Origin of the sequence: Enterococcus alishanensis (assembly GCF_019218635.1) — a bacterium.
Lineage (GTDB): Bacteria > Bacillota > Bacilli > Lactobacillales > Enterococcaceae > Enterococcus_A > Enterococcus_A alishanensis.
Genome location: NZ_JAHUZB010000002.1, coordinates 375507 through 390969 on the forward strand (window position 1 = coordinate 375507; position 15463 = coordinate 390969).

The following is a 15463-nucleotide window of genomic DNA, read 5'->3' on the forward strand; positions in this document are numbered from 1 at the left end:
GAACAAATGCTATAAATCATCAGAATAATTCTTTGATAAATTATTCAATATGGTCTTAGGAGATGTCATTAGATTTATCCCCCGGCTTTTATTCTGCAAATTCCCCCCTATATGCAGATGATATTAAACTGAAGGTACTCTCATAGATAGAAAAATGTTTGGAAGTATAAGAAAAGAGATTTTAATATCTGATATTTTTGTTATTTAATTTTTTGAAATCTTTTTTGTATTTGCTTTATATAGAGTGGGATTTAAATATAATGTAATTTTAAGCGAGGTGAATCAATCTTTAATTCAGATGGAAAAAAGTGATTGTTATAGATGAAATAGGTTGTGTTAGAAATTTTTTATGTAAAAAGACCAAGACAGAGATGTCTTGGTCAGAGTTTTAATAGTTATAATAACCATTAAAAAAACTCGAAATTAATGCTGCAAAAAATAAGAAATAAAGGATTACTCCAGCGATTGCTATAATGAATTGCACTAAGCCAGCACGATTCCATGTTTTTTGAACTGCCAAAAAGGTTTCGACATCTTGATAATTCCCTTTTTGCCAAGCCCATTCATTCCCTTTAAACCCACAAACAAAGATCCAAACAATATTAAAGAGTGGAATTAAACAAAGTAATGGTAAATATGTTTGATTTCCGATTCCCCAAAAGATGTTGTACATAAAGGCGCCCCAATTCCAGCCTTTAATTTCTCTTGGAACAATTTTTGTTGAAATTTCATCCATTTTTCATTCCTCCTTTTCTGAAAATAATAGTACCATAACTTGACTTATTCAGCTAAAGATATTGTGAAGGAAAGTTTAAATGGTTTTAAGATTTGGATTTCTTAACAAAGCAAATGCTATACTAATGAAAATAATTGAAGAAGGAAGATTTATTTGCAAAATAAACCACGCGTTGTTGCAAGTCAGTGGCTGTCATTGTTTTTTAGTGTAGCGACAATTTTTTTAATTAGTAGTAGCTCTTTGATATATCGAATTTTTCCTGCGGATTGGACTATTTTAAACACCATACGCAATCAGAGTTATGGACAAATCGTTTTAATAGGCCTTTTGATTTTTATAGTTGTAGCCGTGTATCAATTTTCTCCCTTATCAATTTATTTTAAAAGAAAACAAATTGGAGGTAGAACAATAAACGATCCTGCAGAAATTGAATTTTTGTCAGTTGTCAATGGGGCTGTTTATCAGCGATTACTAAAACGTTATCCAAATGCCAAAAAGGCTAGGTTGTGGATAATCGATGAACGGGAAATTAATGCTTTTGCGTTAGGTTATCGAGATATTTGTTTGTATCGTGGTTTGTTGCAGTTGGTAGAGGTGGACCAATTAGAAGCAATTTTGGCGCATGAATATGCTCATTTGTACCATCGTGACACATTAGGATTGTTGTTAATTCGTACCAGTTATGTAGCTTCGGCATTTTTATTGTTGTATATATTCCATTGGCTCATTGTGATAGTATTTTTAATCGGTCTTATTTTTAGTTTGTTATCAATAGGTAGAAGGAAAAATTTATTCAAAACAATAAGTAATTTTACTAGGAATTTGTTTTATCGTTACTATAAATTAATTCACTTTTTAATGGCGCAAGTAAGTAAGCAGCAAGAATATCGTGCAGATGAAACAGCCTTATATCTAGGTTTTGCGCAAGGATTGGAAAATTTCTTTTATTTGCTGACTGAGATGACTTATCAATCTAACAACAACTTTTTAAAAATGTTACAGTCCAATCATCCTAGTATTAAAGCAAGATTAAAAAATATTCGAAAAAAGATGGAAAGGTGAAGTTATGTTCATTTAGTGAACATAGCTTTTTTTACTGTTTTTTTTGCGAGGTGTTATAATAAAAGAAAAGGAGATGATCAAAATGAAAACTAGCTATCGAAATATTTTAGTAGCTCTGGACGGATCAGAACAAGCCGATAATGCTTTGTTAGAGGCAGTTGAGACAGCCAAACGAAATGATACCAAATTGTACTTAGTTTCTGTCATTGATGATAGTAATTTGTTGATGAATACAGCTATTCCCGTAGATAAAGTTATCGAGGAAGAGAAAAGTTCTGTTAATGCTGAATTGACAAAAAAAATTAAAGAAATCGATTATCCTAAAGCAGAAATTCTGATTGCTGTTGGAAATCCTAAAAAATATTTAACTGTAGATTTACCAAAAAGTCTAAATATTGATCTTATTTTCTTAGGAGCAACTGGTAAAGGTAGAATTGAACGTATCTTGGTGGGTTCCGTAGCAAATTATGTTGTCAATCATGCGCCGTGTAATGTTATGGTGGTCAGAGACTAAGTATTTAAATTTACAGTAATGATGACGTTACCAAAAAGGAATATTCTTGCTTTTTTTCTAGATTTGAGGTGTTATTAGGATACCTTAAATATTTAGGAGCAAGTTTATGAATATAATGATTGCATTAATCCCTGCGATTAGCTGGGGGCTTCAACCTTTGTTTGCGAAGTGGCTAGGTGGGCGACTGAGTAACCAAATTTTGGGAGTAGGTATGGGTGCAATGATTGTTGGTAGCGGGGTATATTTATCTATTTCACCAGAAAAAATTAGTTTTGGATCTTTTATGCTGAGTCTTTTATCTGGTCTTTTTTTCTTAGTTGGACAACTAGGGCAATTAAGAGCTTTAAAAATGATTGGTGTTACACAGATGATGCTTATTTCAGTCGCATCGCAATTGATTATTTCTGATTTAAGCCAATTGATTTTTAACGGGTTTAATGGAGTATCTGGATTAATACTGGTTCTTGTGAGTATTTTGATGATTGGTGCTATTTTTATATTAGCATTTAGGGATCTGAAATCGACAAGAAATAAATTCTTGCAAGCTTTGGTTATCATATTTTTTTCTAGTTTTAGTTTCAATTTGTATTTTTCTATCAGTAATGTAATTAATACTGGAAACTTTTCATTTTACTTTCCACAGATGGTGGGTGTGTTTATAAGTGCCATCGTTTATGTGTTACTAACCAATCCGAAAAGCTTTGTCCAAAAGAAAAGTTGGTATAATGTGATTATTGGCTTGTTAATTAGTGTATCAACTATTGGCTATCTTTTTTTAGATAAACTTTATGATCAAAAGATTAATTACCTTATTTCAGCCGTCGCGGTTGTAATCACCATGATGGGTGGTATGATTGTTTTTCACGAAGTTGAGCAAAGAAGATTAAAGTATTTTCTTCTAAGCGGTGGTTTGTTTGCACTAGGAAGTATTTTGCTTAGTTTATATTAAAAAATGCGCAAAACTGTATAAACAGTTTTGCGCATTTTTTGTAGGTTCTAAAAGAAAATAAAGTATACATTAATAGCATAGTAAATCAATAAACCTAAAGCGATTAGCATGGAGAAAAACGTAATCCAGACAGTCGCTTTCTTTCTTTTCTTGGGTTTCTTTTTTCTACGAGCCCGTCTACTCATATCTGGATCAAAATCAGATGATGTTTCGATTTTTTTGGGATGCAATAATAAGATAGCCAATAAATCAAAAAAGAATAATGCTTGCAACATCGTGGTGATTAAAAAGATAAGTTGATCGCCACCTACAATGCGGTAAATCAGCATCAAAAACATTGCGATATCAAGAATTAATGTAAGTAATAACGCCATAAATAGACTCCTTTAAACATTTCTACCTTTCACAGTATAGCACAAAAAAATTATCTGTCTTGCTGACAAGTAAATTTTATTGTCATTTATCAAAAAAATAAAACTTTTTCGATTTAAGAAGGCTCAAAAATGTTTTATCGCTTCATTTAGTCTATAATTAAATTTAAGGAGGGGATAGTTGTGAAAGAAGAATATAAAAATATTTTAGTTGCCGTAGACGGCTCTGAACAATCAACAGAAGCGTTTAAAGAAACAATGGCTGTTGCCAAAAGAAATCAAGCGAAGGTGACAATCTTAGCGGTAGTAGATGTAAAATACGCTTTTGGCGATCCTGCTTTTGTAAATGATTCTTTAACCATTCATACGAATAATGCCGAAATTGAAATTGATAAATTAATTGCAGAGTATGAGCCAGCACAAATCGATTTTGAAAAAGTAGTCCTTTCAGGGAGTCCTAAAAGAAAAATTGTTGATTATGCAGAAGAAAATGAAATAGATTTAATTATGATAGGTGGAACCGGTACGGGTGCAATCGAACAAATGGTAATTGGCTCAACAACTTCATATGTTGTAAACCATGCACCATGTAACGTGATGGTAGTAAAAAATTAGAAGCCAAACAATTTGTTTAGCTTCTATAAAATTATTTTCCTGCACCTTGTTTTAAGGCTGCAAGAACAAGATTCCCATTTGAAAAACCTAATTGAATCGGAAGCTCTTCTTGTCGAATCATTAAGGTAAGTAAGATCCCATTGATTTTTTTCTTACCGCTAATTTCGGTGGCTTGGTGCAAATTATAACGATAACTTTTTTGTTTACTTAAAACATATAACGTATTTCCTGAAATACCATAAGCAGTCAAGCCTTCTTGTTTTTTTAGGCCGTAATATTTATGAAAACCGATGAAAGCAAAAGAAAAATCAACTTTGGGGAATTCATTTACGAATAAACTAAAAAGTGCAGTACCTTTTTCTTCATTCAGGTTATAGTTTACTTGGTATTTTTTGGTAAACTGGTAAAGTTGTTTGGCTGTATTCATTTAGCTCATCCTTTTTTATTTGTAATACTACAAGTATAGCAAAAAGATAGCGCCTTGCCAGTATGTTTTATTTAGAAAGAAATAATCATGAGAATTTGGTGGCAAAAAAAGACGATTTCTTTAAATAATAATCGTTCTTAAAAAAGCATAACATCAACTTGAAAGCAACTTTTTTATCAAAAAAAAGAATAAAAAAAAGATAAATCAATATAAATCCTGTGTTTTCGGTTGTAATGAATCTTGATGTCCGTTATAATTGCGAAAATACTTAACCAAAAGCTAGATAGTAGAAAATATCGATACTGGAGGATTTATTATGAATGAAGAAGAAATTGAATTAGGTAAAACATACCGTTGTCACCCTATTGGATTTATTGAAGATGTTGAAGGGGAAGTCGTTTCAAAAATGACAAACACTGCTGTTTTACGAATTGAAACTTGTAATCCAACAGATCAACTTCAATTGGAAGAAAAAGCTAAGATGGTGGTTGCTAGATATTCTAGCTTTATCTCATAAAAAGCAAAGGTGAGATTATTGAATTTTTTTACCATTTTACTATTAGTATTTACACTAGTATTGTATCTATACTTAATTGTAAACCGTCGGGCAATTATTATCCCGATAGCGTCATCAAAAAAAAGATACGTGATATATCCATTTTTGATGGGTGTAGTTATCTGGGTGGCTGTAACCCAAGCAATAGATGTAGACCAGCGAATTAGAACTATTTTAGCTGGCTTAATCCTTTTAAGCTTTGTTTTAGATAAAAAGGGCCTAACAGAAGATCGATTGATTTTAAATAGTTTAGACTTGAAAGGAATTCCATTAATAGAGATTGATAGAGTGGTTTTAATGGAAGATGAACTAACTCAACTTGTCAAGGTTAACTATTTTAGAAAAGATCGTCGCGGACCAGTCCTTTTGTTTGATGAAACTATTACTGAATTGGCTATCTTTTTTTCTACACATCTAAAAGAAGGTAGTAAATTAGAAATTGTAACTACGGAAGATTGACTTTTTGGTTAATCTTCTTTTTTTGTTATACTAATTATTAAAGGAGATGATTGTGTGAAGAAAATTTTTTGGAGTTGTTTTGCGTTGAGTGCTTTTATTGGTATCGCAGGATTTGCTCAAGAAAATCAAGCATCCACGTTATATCGTTTATACAATACCAATAGTTCTGAACATTTTTATACGATTCATAATGAGGAAAAGACAAACTTAATGCGTTCAGGTTGGCGTTATGAAGGAACTGGCTGGCAAACTACCGACACAGGACAATCCGTTTATCGGTTGTATAATGAAAATGCTGGCGACCATCATTACACTTTATCAGAGACAGAAAAAAATGATTTGATCAGCAAAGGTTGGAAGGATGAAGGAATTTCTTGGTATACACCAGAATCTGGAATCAATGTTTATCGTTTGTATAATAAAAATGCAAAAGCTGGGGCTCATCATTACACAACTAGTGTGACTGAGCGAGATAATTTAATCCATGCTGGCTGGCAAAATGAAGGAGTTTCTTGGAAAGCAACCGGTGAAGGAACGACAGTTAGTGATAGTGCATCATTAAATGCACCATACATTAATCAAAACTCAGCAGGATATCCAATGGGTTGTGAAGCAGCAGCACTTTTGCAGGCGCTTCAAACAAAGGGACAAGCAAATAATTACAACTTGAGAAGCTTCATTGATGAGATGCCTCTAGCAGCAAATGGAAATCCCAACGATGGTTTTGGTGGTAGACCAGATCAAATTTTAAATGGTACATATCAATCAATCTATCCAAAACCACTAGCCACTTGGGGAAGTCGTTACGGTAATGTTGAAAATATTTCTGACTATTCACCAGAAGAATTAAAAGAAGAATTACGTGGAGGAAATCCTGTGGTAGTTTTTGTCACTTTGGATTTTGCAGATCCTCGTTATGGCAATTATTGGTGGGGAACTGGAATTAATAATGCTCATGTAATGACCTTAGATGGCTTTGATAATCATACCAATCGTTACCATGTATCAGATCCGAATGCTGGTCAATACTGGGTGGAAGGTCATGCTTTTGAAGCAAGTTACAATTTGACTCGCTATGCGGTAGTAGTAAGATAAAAAAGTCATGAAGTAAATTTTCTTTTACTTCATGACTATATTTTTATTTAATGACTTTAAACCGATCTTCATCGTTCATAAATTCTTTTTCTCCAGCTTCTGCTTCTTTTGAACCAAAAACTAATTGGCCGCGTAATTCCCAGTTTGCCGGAATATTCCAAGTGCTTGTAACTTCTGCATCAATCAATGGGTTGTAATGTTGTAAGTTTGCACCAAGACCTTCTGCCGCTAGTGCAGTCCAGGTATTTGCTTGAGCGATACCATTAGATTGTTCTGCCCAGATAGGGAAGTTATTCGCATAAAGTTCGAATTGTTCTTGTAAGTTTTTAACAGTATCTTTTTCTTTAAAGAATAATACTGTGCCATAAGCGTTCTTAAAGCCCGCTAATTTTTCTTGTGTATTTGAAAATGCTTCTGCTGGTGTAACTGGTTTTAAAGCAGCTTCTACGATTTTCCATAATTTTTCATGAGCACCATCAAACAAAATAACTGCTCTTGTAGTTTGTGCGTTAAAGTCAGTGGGACTTAGTTTAACAGCTTCCTTGATCGTAGTTGAAATCTCTTCTTGTGATAAGTTAACGTTGCGTCCTAAAGCATAGATAGAACGACGATTTTTTAAGGCATCTAAAAATTGTGACATGTGAATTTCCTCATTTCTTTCTATTAATTACAAAACTCAATATATCATCTTACATTTAGTAAGTAAAAGAATATGCTTATCGATTTAATTCGAAAAATTTGTTAAATAGAGTTTGAAATAAGTCTATTTTTTAATGACTATGTTAAACTGTTATTATTGAATAATTGGAGGATGTTACATGAAGCTAAAAGAAGTGGTAAAAACTATTATATATTTTGTCATTTTGGCAGCTGTACTTTTTGGTTTGCGGCAATTTGTTTTTACCCCGGTGGTTGTAAAAGGAGATTCAATGGATCCAACCTTGATTGATGGAGAACGAGTTATTGCTTTAAAAAATACAGATGTGAAACGGTATGACATCGTTACTTTTCCAGCTCCAGACGAACCGGGAAAGAATTATATTAAGCGTGTGATTGGTTTGCCAGGGGATACTGTTGAGTATCGAGATGATCAATTATATATAAACGGTAAGAAATACAGTGAACCTTATTTAGATGAATATAAGAGTGAATTAACTGATGGAGAACCTTTGACTTATGATTTTACTTTAAAAGATTTATTTGGCTCTGATAAAGTGCCAGAAGGCAAATTATTTGTTTTGGGTGACAATCGACGTATTTCAAAAGATGGTCGTATTATTGGTTATATCGATGAAGACGATATTATGGCTGATGTGAAATTTGTTTTCTGGCCGATTAACAGAATCGGAACTATTGACTAGCAGATGTTTGCTAGTCTTTTTTTTTTATTGTTATAATGTAAAAAGAAGAGGTGAAAAAATGAGTTTACAATTTCTTAGAAGCGTTGGACAAAGTGATGCTGATCAAAAAATGGTCGAAGTTGCTGAAAGTTGGTTAAGTAATCATCAAACAGGCCGCGTTTTTTTTATTGTACCCAATTATAATAAATTCGAAAAAGAAATCCATTTGTTGCGTTTGATGAAAGAAGCACAACAGACAAGAACTTTTAGCTCGATTAATCGACAAGTATTTAGTTTTAACCGTTTAGCTTGGTTCTTTTTACAAAAAGATGGGAAAATCCCTGGTAATCAGTTGTCAGATGCTGGTAATGCAATGGTTTTAAGAAAAGTCCTAAAAGAAAAAGAAATGGACTTAGTCATCTTTAGAGGTGAAATTAATAAATCAGGTTTTATTGAAGAAGTCATGAAATTCTATCAAGAAATGCAAATAGGAAATCTGACTGTCGATGATTTATTCTTGTTAGCTGAAAATAAAACGATTGATATTGGCTTAAAAATGCAAGATTTACAAACTATTTTATCTGCTTATGAAAAAGAGCTTGCTCAATATCAAGTCGAAAATAACGACCCATTGCAATTATTAAGTGAATATTTATCAGATAATAAACGCGTGGACGATTTGTTCATTGTCAGCGGTTTTACCAGCTTTACTGGAAAAGAAATGCAAGTATTAACAACATTAATGGCTCAAAGTCAACTTTTAGTAGCTTTAGAAGTAGATCAATCTTATGTTGACCAATTACCTAATCCATTAGAATTATTTTCAGTAACTGGCAAAACTTATTATCAGTTGGTTCAAGCTGCACGTAGTGAAAAGATCCCAATCCAGCTTGATTTAATTGCTGTCAATAAAAAAAATGTATTTAATCAGATTGGTGAATTTTGGCGCACACAAAAGCCGCAAAAATTGCAAGCATCAGCAGCAATTCAAATTTGGCAGACTACTACATTAGCTGAAGAAGTCAGACGAGTGGGTAATGAAATTAGACAGCTAGTAATTAAACAAGGATATCGTTATCAAGATATTCAAGTTTTAGTTCGCAATGATGATCGCTATCGCAGTGTTGTTGCAACAATTTTTAACCAATTGGCGATCCCTTATTATTTAGATGAAAAACAAAAAATGGCTGAACATCCTTTATTGGACTTTTTACAAGCCTTATTTTTAATTGATCAATACAATTACCAAATTACAGATGTCATTCGTTTGTTAAGGACAGAGTTATTTGTTCCTTTTGAATGGGCTACCAATACTTGGAAGCTAGAACAAAAAATCTTGCGAGAAAAAATTGATCAGACTGAAAATGTTGCTTTGGCTTACAATTTCAAAGGCTTCTATTGGACGAGAGAAAAAGACTGGAAATTTGTGGACTATGATTTTGAATCTGGCGAATATCATGCAAATGAAACTATAGAAAATGACAGTAATTTAGTACGTCGAATGGTTCAAGAATACTTACCTCCATTTTTTGAAGAAATAAAGAAAGCGGAAAATGGTCGTACAGCAGCAAGTATTTTTTATCATTTTTTAGATCGAGTAGGTGTGAAGCAACAATTGTTACATTGGCGTGATCAAGAAGTTGAACGAGGATTCTTGGAAAAGGCTCGTAATCATGAACAGACGTGGCAAGCTTTATTAGATTTGTTAGATGAGTATGTATTGATTTATGGCGATGAAATTTTTGACTGGGATATTTTTCAAGAAATATTTGTCGCTGGATTAGTTAATTTAGATTACGGAAAAATTCCGACAACGATAGATCAAGTTCAAATTAATCGTTTGGATATTCGCGGTAAACAAACTAAGGTGACCTTTGCGTTGGGTTTAAATGATCATGATTTTCCTGCGCGCTTTGATGATACAGGTTTATTGACTGCCGATGAAAGAGAAGTTTTCAGTCAGGAATTACCAGAGGATAAGTTCTTACCAGAAGCCAATAGCCAAAAAATCATGAGTGAACCATACGTTGCCTATGGTGTTTTTTTATCAGCATCAGAAAAATTGTTTTTAAGTTACGCTACTATTGTAGAGGAAAGTAGTTATGGGATTTCTCCGTTTTTGAAAAGACTGAATGTAGGTTTAGCTATTCCTATTTATTCATTTGAAAATTTGAATTTAACAACAAATCCGGCTGAGTATGTCGGTACGTTTCGGACTATGATTAGTGATGTAATAAATTTGAATCGTCAGAGTAAAGACCAACAATATCCATTATCGGCAGCATGGGCCAAGCTTAGTCAAAATTTGAAAAAAAATGCTGAAGTGGGCGATTTGGCTGGGAAAGTTTTTGCTAGTTTAACTGATTCAAATGTTCCCTTTGACTTGGGACCAGATATTGCTGGAAAGCTTTACGGAAAAGAATTGTATGCCTCAGTTTCACGAATTGAGAATTTTTATAGTTGTCAGTTTAAATATTTTGCAAATTATGGACTTAAGCTAAAAGAGCGTTCATTATACGAATTGACACAAGCAGGAAAAGGCGACTTTTATCATGAAGCCTTAGATATTTTCTTTAAAAAATTAAATGAGAGTGATTTAAATTTAGCAAAAATTAGTGATGAACAACGGCAAAAACTTGCTGATGAAGTATTAGCTGAAGTTTTTGGTAAGGTAAAATTTGAAATTTTAAGCAGTTCTCCAAGGATGAACTATATTCGTTATCAATTGGCGAAAACGATTGAAAAGGTTAGCTGGGGCTTAATGCAACAAAGTAAACGGACAAATTACCAAACAGAAAAAACAGAGGTAATTTTTGGATCGCTTGCTGGTCAAAAAGGTATTAAGGGATTAGATTTGCCTTTAGTAAATGGCGGAGCATTACATCTGCGAGGGAAAATTGACCGAATTGATACTGTGACAAATCAAGAAAATCAATGGTTTAGCGTAGTGGATTACAAATCTAGTCAACAAAGATTTAAGTTAACGGATGCCTATTATGGATTAGCATTGCAGCTAATCACCTATTTAGATGTAGCAATTACTGATTTTTCTGAAGGTAATAATAAAACAGTTAAACCAGGAGGTGCCTATTATTTCCACGTTCAAAATCCTACGATTAAACCGACAGATAATGTATCAGAGGAGACTTTAAAAGAATTTAAATATAATGGTCTGTTTGTTAAAGATGAAGCACTTTTTAAAGAGATGGATAAAGAATTGGCAGAAGGTGAGAAGTCTTCTCTATTTCCACTGGAAATGACAAAAAAAGGAGCTTACTCAATTGGTCGCAATCAGCAAACTTTCTATGATATAAACGAAATTGATTTGTTGAGAGACTATAATAAACAAAATTTAAAACAAGCGGGTGATCAAATTGTTTCTGGAGAATTGAAATTGAATCCGACTTTGGATAATGAGAAAAAAAGGGCTTGTGAATTTTGTCCATTCCAAAGTGTGTGTAAATTTGACGTCATGATGCCAGATAATCAGTATCACCGCTTTGAAAGAATGAAGCGGGAGGAAATTTTAGATCGGATGCGAAAAGACCTGGGAAATACGGAGGAAGAAGGCAATGAGTAGAAAAATACCTATTCCTGAACGAACAGCCGATGTGATGTTTACGGAGCAGCAATGGCAGGCAATTTATGATCAAGGAGACAATATTTTAGTTTCTGCTTCAGCTGGTTCAGGTAAAACAGCTGTTTTGGTCCGCCGTGTGATTGAAAAGATTCGTCAGCAAAATTTTTCAGTCGATGATTTGCTAGTTGTGACTTTTACTGAAGCTGCAGCTGCTGAGATGAAGGAACGCATCCAGCAAGCGATTCAACAGGCGGCTGAAGAGGCGAAAACTTCTGAAGAAAGAAATTATTTCAACCATCAATTAAGTAAGTTACCGATGGCTAATATCTCCACCTTACATGCCTTTTGTGCAAAAGTGATTCAACGATTTTTTTATTTAATTGATTTAGATCCAAATTATCGTATGTTAACGGATGAAACAGAAACAATCTTGCTGAAAGAAGAAGTATGGGATAGTATCCGTGAGCTAAATTATGAAAAAAAGGAAGTCGAATTTTATCGCTTGACTGAAAATTTTTCTAGTGATCGAGATGATCGTGGTTTAGAAAATTTAATTTTTTCCATGTACAATTTTGCTCGGTCCAACTCTGAACCGGAAAAATGGCTAGACTCGCTGTTAGAAAATTATCAGTTTGATGGAGAATTTGCTCACTCCAAAATTTTTACCGAGCAATTGCGACCTATGATTGTAACAGAATTAGATCGTGTGATTGAAAACTATCAATTGATGATTCAACGGTCGCAAGCGATAGGTGGTTTAACCTTAATTATTGAATTAGCAGAAGATGAACTAAATCATGTATTAACGGTTAAAGAAGCTTTATTAAAAGGGGACTTGGCAATTGCTTATCAAGTGATACAAGCAACTACCTTTAAGACATTTCCATCTACAAAGAAAGAAATAAAGGCTGTAAAAGAGGCCTATCCTGAAGAATTTGCGGAAATTCAAAATTTACGAAATTTGAATAAAGATCAGTTGCAAAAAAACATCCTACCGAATTATTTTTCTGAACCTTTTGAAATACAAGGTGAAATCTTAAAAGAATCGGAAAAATTAGTCAGTGGCTTAATCGAAGTAGAAAAAGCTTTTATCCAACAATTCTCAGAGAGAAAAATGAGTAAGAACTTGTTAGATTTCAACGACTTAGAACATTTTGCTTTGAAAATTTTAGAAACTGAAATTGACGGAGCCTATCCTGCTAAAAATTATTATCGGACTCAATTTAAAGAGGTTTTAGTTGATGAATATCAAGATATCAATCAACTTCAAGAAACAATTTTACAAGCAGTTAGCCAAGAGCATCCAGGAAATATGTTCATGGTTGGGGATGTAAAACAATCAATTTATGGTTTCCGTTTAGCTGATCCGACATTGTTTATTGAAAAATATGAAAGCTACCAAAACGATGTTGATTTTGATGGTAACCGAAAGATTATTTTGCCAGATAATTTCCGCTCTCGTAAAGAAGTATTGGATTTTACCAATTTGATTTTTAAACAAATTATGGATAAAGAGCTGGGCCAGATTGAATATGGTTCTCAAGAAGAACTGATTGCAGGATCCAAGGCTTTTCCTGAGTCGGATCATTTTTCAGCAGAGCTTTTAATTGCAGAACAAAAAGTCGAGGAAGATGACTTGATCGATGAGAGTGCGACTGCGGAAATCTATTTAGTTGCGAATAAAATTCGTGAAATGAAAGATCAAAAATTCCAAATTTTTGATAAAAAAATGGGTATTGATCGTGCTTTAGATTATCGGGATATTGTTTTATTGACGCCAACCCGAAAAAATCATCTAACTATTATTGACGTCTTTAAGAAAATGGGGATTCCGTTAAATGTAAATGATGCCCAAAACTATTTTCAAACAACCGAACTAAGAATTATTGTTGCATTAATGCAGATTATTGACAATCCTTTTCAAGATATTCCATTAGCTGCAGTTTTGCGGTCACCAATTACTGATTTGGATGATCAAGAGTTAGCAACGATTCGGTTAAAAATGGTCGAAGGAGATTTCTTTACGGCAATTAAAAACTATCAAGTCACTGAAGAAGATAAAATCAGTCAAAAGCTTGCTATTTTTCTGAACCAATTGGATAATTGGCGGGAACTATCTCATCGTACGTCGATGGTAGATCTTTTATTGAATATTTATCAAGAAACAGCTTATTTAGATTATGTTTTAGGAATGCCGGCTGGTCAGCAACGACATGCAAATTTATTGGCATTAGTAGAACGCGCGAAGGATTATGAGAAGAGCAGTTATCGAGGCTTGTATCAGTTTATTCGATTCATTGAAAAAATGCAGGAGAAGTCAAAAGATTTGGCTGAACCGCCTGCAACAGAAACTGGGGATGCAGTGACAGTAATGACAATTCATGCCAGTAAAGGCTTGGAGTTTCCGGTAGTATTCTTATTAAATAGTAGTCGAAAAGCTAATTTAAGTGATTTACGAAATAAATATATATTTGACGAGCATGCCGGTATTGGCATAAAGTATTTAGATCCTTTTACAAGGGTAAACTATATAACAATTGCCTTTAAATTAATTGCCAAGAAAAAAAATAATAAATTATTGTCTGAAGAAATGCGAAAACTGTATGTAGCTTTGACGAGAGCTGAGCAAAAATTGTTCATTGTTGGTTCCTATGACAGTCAAGAAGCGGCATTAAAAAAATGGCAATTGGCAGCAACGAATGAAGACATTATTTTAGACACCGCAATTCGTAATGGTCAAGGGGTCTTTTTAGATTGGATTGGGCAAAGTTTATTCCGTCATGCAACGATGGAAAATTATCAACAACAATATCCGATAAACCAAAAAAATTCACTTTACCATCATCCTGCAAAGTTTAAAATTACTTTTGCTAATGCTCAAGAAATTGCTCAGACAGCAAATAGTTATCAGCCTGTTTTTACAAAAGTTAAAGCAGATGATCAAGAAATTGATGTTAGCCAGATTTTACAACAAGCCGGCTATCAATATATTTTTCCTGAAGCAACGAAAACTACTAATTATCAGTCAGTTTCCGAAATAAAACGATTATACGATGACCCTGATAATCGAGAAGTATTAGATATTTCTGACAATCAAAATTTGAATCAAAATCGTTATCGCTTTACCGAGAACCAACTACCGGAGCCGCGATTTTTAGTCCAAACAGATGAAATTAGTTCGGCTGAAATCGGTACGGCAACACATTTGGTGATGCAATTGATCGATGTATCCACACAACCAACTGAAAAAAGTGTTCGGGTATTAATCGAATCATTGATTGCGCAAAAAAGTTTAAGCCAAGAATTAGCTGACAGCCTTTCAATAGAAAATATTTTAACTTTTTTTGAAACTGATTTAGGGAAAAAACTGTTGGCTACACCAGATTTACTTCATCGAGAAGAACCCTTTGCAATGTTGTTATCAGCAGATGAAATTTTTAAAGATTATCGAAATAACGACGAAATCTTAATTCACGGGATCATTGATGGCTATTTGGAATATCCAAATGAGATTATTTTATACGATTTTAAGACAGATTATTATAGTGAAAGTCGTGAACAAGAATTAATCAATCGCTATAAAGGGCAATTAACTTTGTACAAAGAAGCATTAGAAAAAGCCAAGCAAAAAAAGGTTAGTGAAATCAATTTAGTTTTTTTAAGAGGAAATAAAATCATTAACTTATTATGAAAAATAGAATTCTAAGCAACTTATACTTATTATTTGTAAGTGATGTGCTATAATTCGTACATCGAGGT

The 15463-nt window shown here is 33.3% G+C and carries 14 protein-coding genes; 10 read left to right on the forward strand and 4 right to left on the reverse strand.

The window, feature by feature from the left end:
* Positions 1 to 388 precede the first annotated feature (388 nt).
* Positions 389 to 736: a ribonuclease G gene (locus tag KUA55_RS05435; protein WP_218325168.1), complete on the reverse strand. Its 348-nt coding sequence runs from the start codon at positions 734 to 736 to the stop codon at positions 389 to 391.
* Positions 737 to 889: 153 nt separating this feature from the next.
* Here KUA55_RS05435 and KUA55_RS05440 point away from each other — a divergent pair, with 153 nt between their 5' ends.
* From KUA55_RS05440 to KUA55_RS05450, 3 genes are all read left to right on the forward strand, one after another.
* The gene (locus tag KUA55_RS05440) at positions 890 to 1798 is read left to right on the forward strand and encodes a M48 family metalloprotease (RefSeq protein ID WP_218325169.1); all 909 of its coding nucleotides are present in this window, start codon (positions 890 to 892) and stop codon (positions 1796 to 1798) included.
* Between the two features lie 82 nt (positions 1799 to 1880).
* Positions 1881 to 2312: a universal stress protein gene (locus KUA55_RS05445; RefSeq protein WP_218325170.1), complete on the forward strand. Its 432-nt coding sequence runs from the start codon at positions 1881 to 1883 to the stop codon at positions 2310 to 2312.
* 106 nt (positions 2313 to 2418) lie between these two features.
* Positions 2419 to 3261, forward strand: a complete 843-nt coding sequence (locus KUA55_RS05450; RefSeq protein WP_218325171.1) for a GRP family sugar transporter — start codon at positions 2419 to 2421, stop codon at positions 3259 to 3261.
* Between the two features lie 47 nt (positions 3262 to 3308).
* Here the strand turns inward: KUA55_RS05450 and KUA55_RS05455 are convergent, their stop codons facing one another.
* Positions 3309 to 3635 (reverse strand): hypothetical protein, encoded by a 327-nt coding sequence (locus KUA55_RS05455; protein WP_218325172.1) that lies wholly within the window; start codon positions 3633 to 3635, stop codon positions 3309 to 3311.
* Between the two features lie 180 nt (positions 3636 to 3815).
* On the opposite strand from KUA55_RS05455, the gene KUA55_RS05460 reads away from it, so the two are divergent.
* On the forward strand, positions 3816 to 4247 hold the full coding sequence (locus KUA55_RS05460) for a universal stress protein (protein ID WP_218325173.1): 432 nt from the start codon (positions 3816 to 3818) through the stop codon (positions 4245 to 4247).
* 31 nt (positions 4248 to 4278) lie between these two features.
* On the opposite strand, the gene KUA55_RS05465 is transcribed toward KUA55_RS05460, so the two are convergent.
* The gene (locus KUA55_RS05465) at positions 4279 to 4674 is read right to left on the reverse strand and encodes a hypothetical protein (protein WP_218325174.1); all 396 of its coding nucleotides are present in this window, start codon (positions 4672 to 4674) and stop codon (positions 4279 to 4281) included.
* Positions 4675 to 4990: 316 nt separating this feature from the next.
* Here KUA55_RS05465 and KUA55_RS05470 point away from each other — a divergent pair, with 316 nt between their 5' ends.
* The 3 genes from KUA55_RS05470 to KUA55_RS05480 are packed head-to-tail and all read left to right on the forward strand — an operon-like array spanning position 4991 to position 6784.
* Positions 4991 to 5191 carry a hypothetical protein gene (locus tag KUA55_RS05470; RefSeq protein WP_218325175.1) on the forward strand — a complete coding sequence of 67 codons (201 nt, stop codon included), beginning with the start codon at positions 4991 to 4993 and terminating at the stop codon, positions 5189 to 5191.
* 9 nt (positions 5192 to 5200) lie between these two features.
* Positions 5201 to 5689: a hypothetical protein gene (locus tag KUA55_RS05475; RefSeq protein WP_343214705.1), complete on the forward strand. Its 489-nt coding sequence runs from the start codon at positions 5201 to 5203 to the stop codon at positions 5687 to 5689.
* A gap of 54 nt (positions 5690 to 5743) precedes the next feature.
* Entirely contained in the window at positions 5744 to 6784 is a 1041-nt protein-coding gene (locus tag KUA55_RS05480; RefSeq protein ID WP_343214706.1) for a C39 family peptidase, read from the forward strand.
* A 43-nt stretch (positions 6785 to 6827) separates the two neighbouring features.
* On the opposite strand, the gene KUA55_RS05485 is transcribed toward KUA55_RS05480, so the two are convergent.
* Positions 6828 to 7424: a nitroreductase family protein gene (locus KUA55_RS05485; RefSeq protein ID WP_218325177.1), complete on the reverse strand. Its 597-nt coding sequence runs from the start codon at positions 7422 to 7424 to the stop codon at positions 6828 to 6830.
* A gap of 178 nt (positions 7425 to 7602) precedes the next feature.
* On the opposite strand from KUA55_RS05485, the gene lepB reads away from it, so the two are divergent.
* Genes lepB through addA form a run of 3 tightly spaced genes read left to right on the forward strand, consistent with a single transcriptional unit; the run spans position 7603 to position 15395 of the window.
* Positions 7603 to 8145: a signal peptidase I gene (gene lepB / locus KUA55_RS05490; RefSeq protein WP_218325178.1), complete on the forward strand. Its 543-nt coding sequence runs from the start codon at positions 7603 to 7605 to the stop codon at positions 8143 to 8145.
* A 58-nt stretch (positions 8146 to 8203) separates the two neighbouring features.
* Entirely contained in the window at positions 8204 to 11704 is a 3501-nt protein-coding gene (locus KUA55_RS05495) for a PD-(D/E)XK nuclease family protein (RefSeq protein ID WP_218325179.1), read from the forward strand.
* Positions 11697 to 15395 carry a helicase-exonuclease AddAB subunit AddA gene (gene addA, locus KUA55_RS05500; protein WP_218325180.1) on the forward strand — a complete coding sequence of 1233 codons (3699 nt, stop codon included), beginning with the start codon at positions 11697 to 11699 and terminating at the stop codon, positions 15393 to 15395. The genes KUA55_RS05495 and addA overlap by 8 nt, the downstream gene beginning before the upstream one ends.
* The last annotated feature ends 68 nt before the right edge of the window (positions 15396 to 15463 follow it).

What these genes read in the sequence shown, in the direction of transcription:
- KUA55_RS05435 (WP_218325168.1), bottom strand. Translation starts at nt 736, where the DNA reads ATGGATGAAATTTCAACAAAAATTGTTCCAAGAGAAATTAAAGGCTGG.
- KUA55_RS05445 (WP_218325170.1), top strand. Translation starts at nt 1,881, where the DNA reads ATGAAAACTAGCTATCGAAATATTTTAGTAGCTCTGGACGGATCAGAA.
- KUA55_RS05450 (WP_218325171.1), top strand. Translation starts at nt 2,419, where the DNA reads ATGAATATAATGATTGCATTAATCCCTGCGATTAGCTGGGGGCTTCAA.
- KUA55_RS05455 (WP_218325172.1), bottom strand. Translation starts at nt 3,635, where the DNA reads ATGGCGTTATTACTTACATTAATTCTTGATATCGCAATGTTTTTGATG.
- KUA55_RS05465 (WP_218325174.1), bottom strand. Translation starts at nt 4,674, where the DNA reads ATGAATACAGCCAAACAACTTTACCAGTTTACCAAAAAATACCAAGTA.
- KUA55_RS05470 (WP_218325175.1), top strand. Translation starts at nt 4,991, where the DNA reads ATGAATGAAGAAGAAATTGAATTAGGTAAAACATACCGTTGTCACCCT.
- KUA55_RS05485 (WP_218325177.1), bottom strand. Translation starts at nt 7,424, where the DNA reads ATGTCACAATTTTTAGATGCCTTAAAAAATCGTCGTTCTATCTATGCT.
- lepB (WP_218325178.1), top strand. Translation starts at nt 7,603, where the DNA reads ATGAAGCTAAAAGAAGTGGTAAAAACTATTATATATTTTGTCATTTTG.
- KUA55_RS05495 (WP_218325179.1), top strand. Translation starts at nt 8,204, where the DNA reads ATGAGTTTACAATTTCTTAGAAGCGTTGGACAAAGTGATGCTGATCAA.
- addA (WP_218325180.1), top strand. Translation starts at nt 11,697, where the DNA reads ATGAGTAGAAAAATACCTATTCCTGAACGAACAGCCGATGTGATGTTT.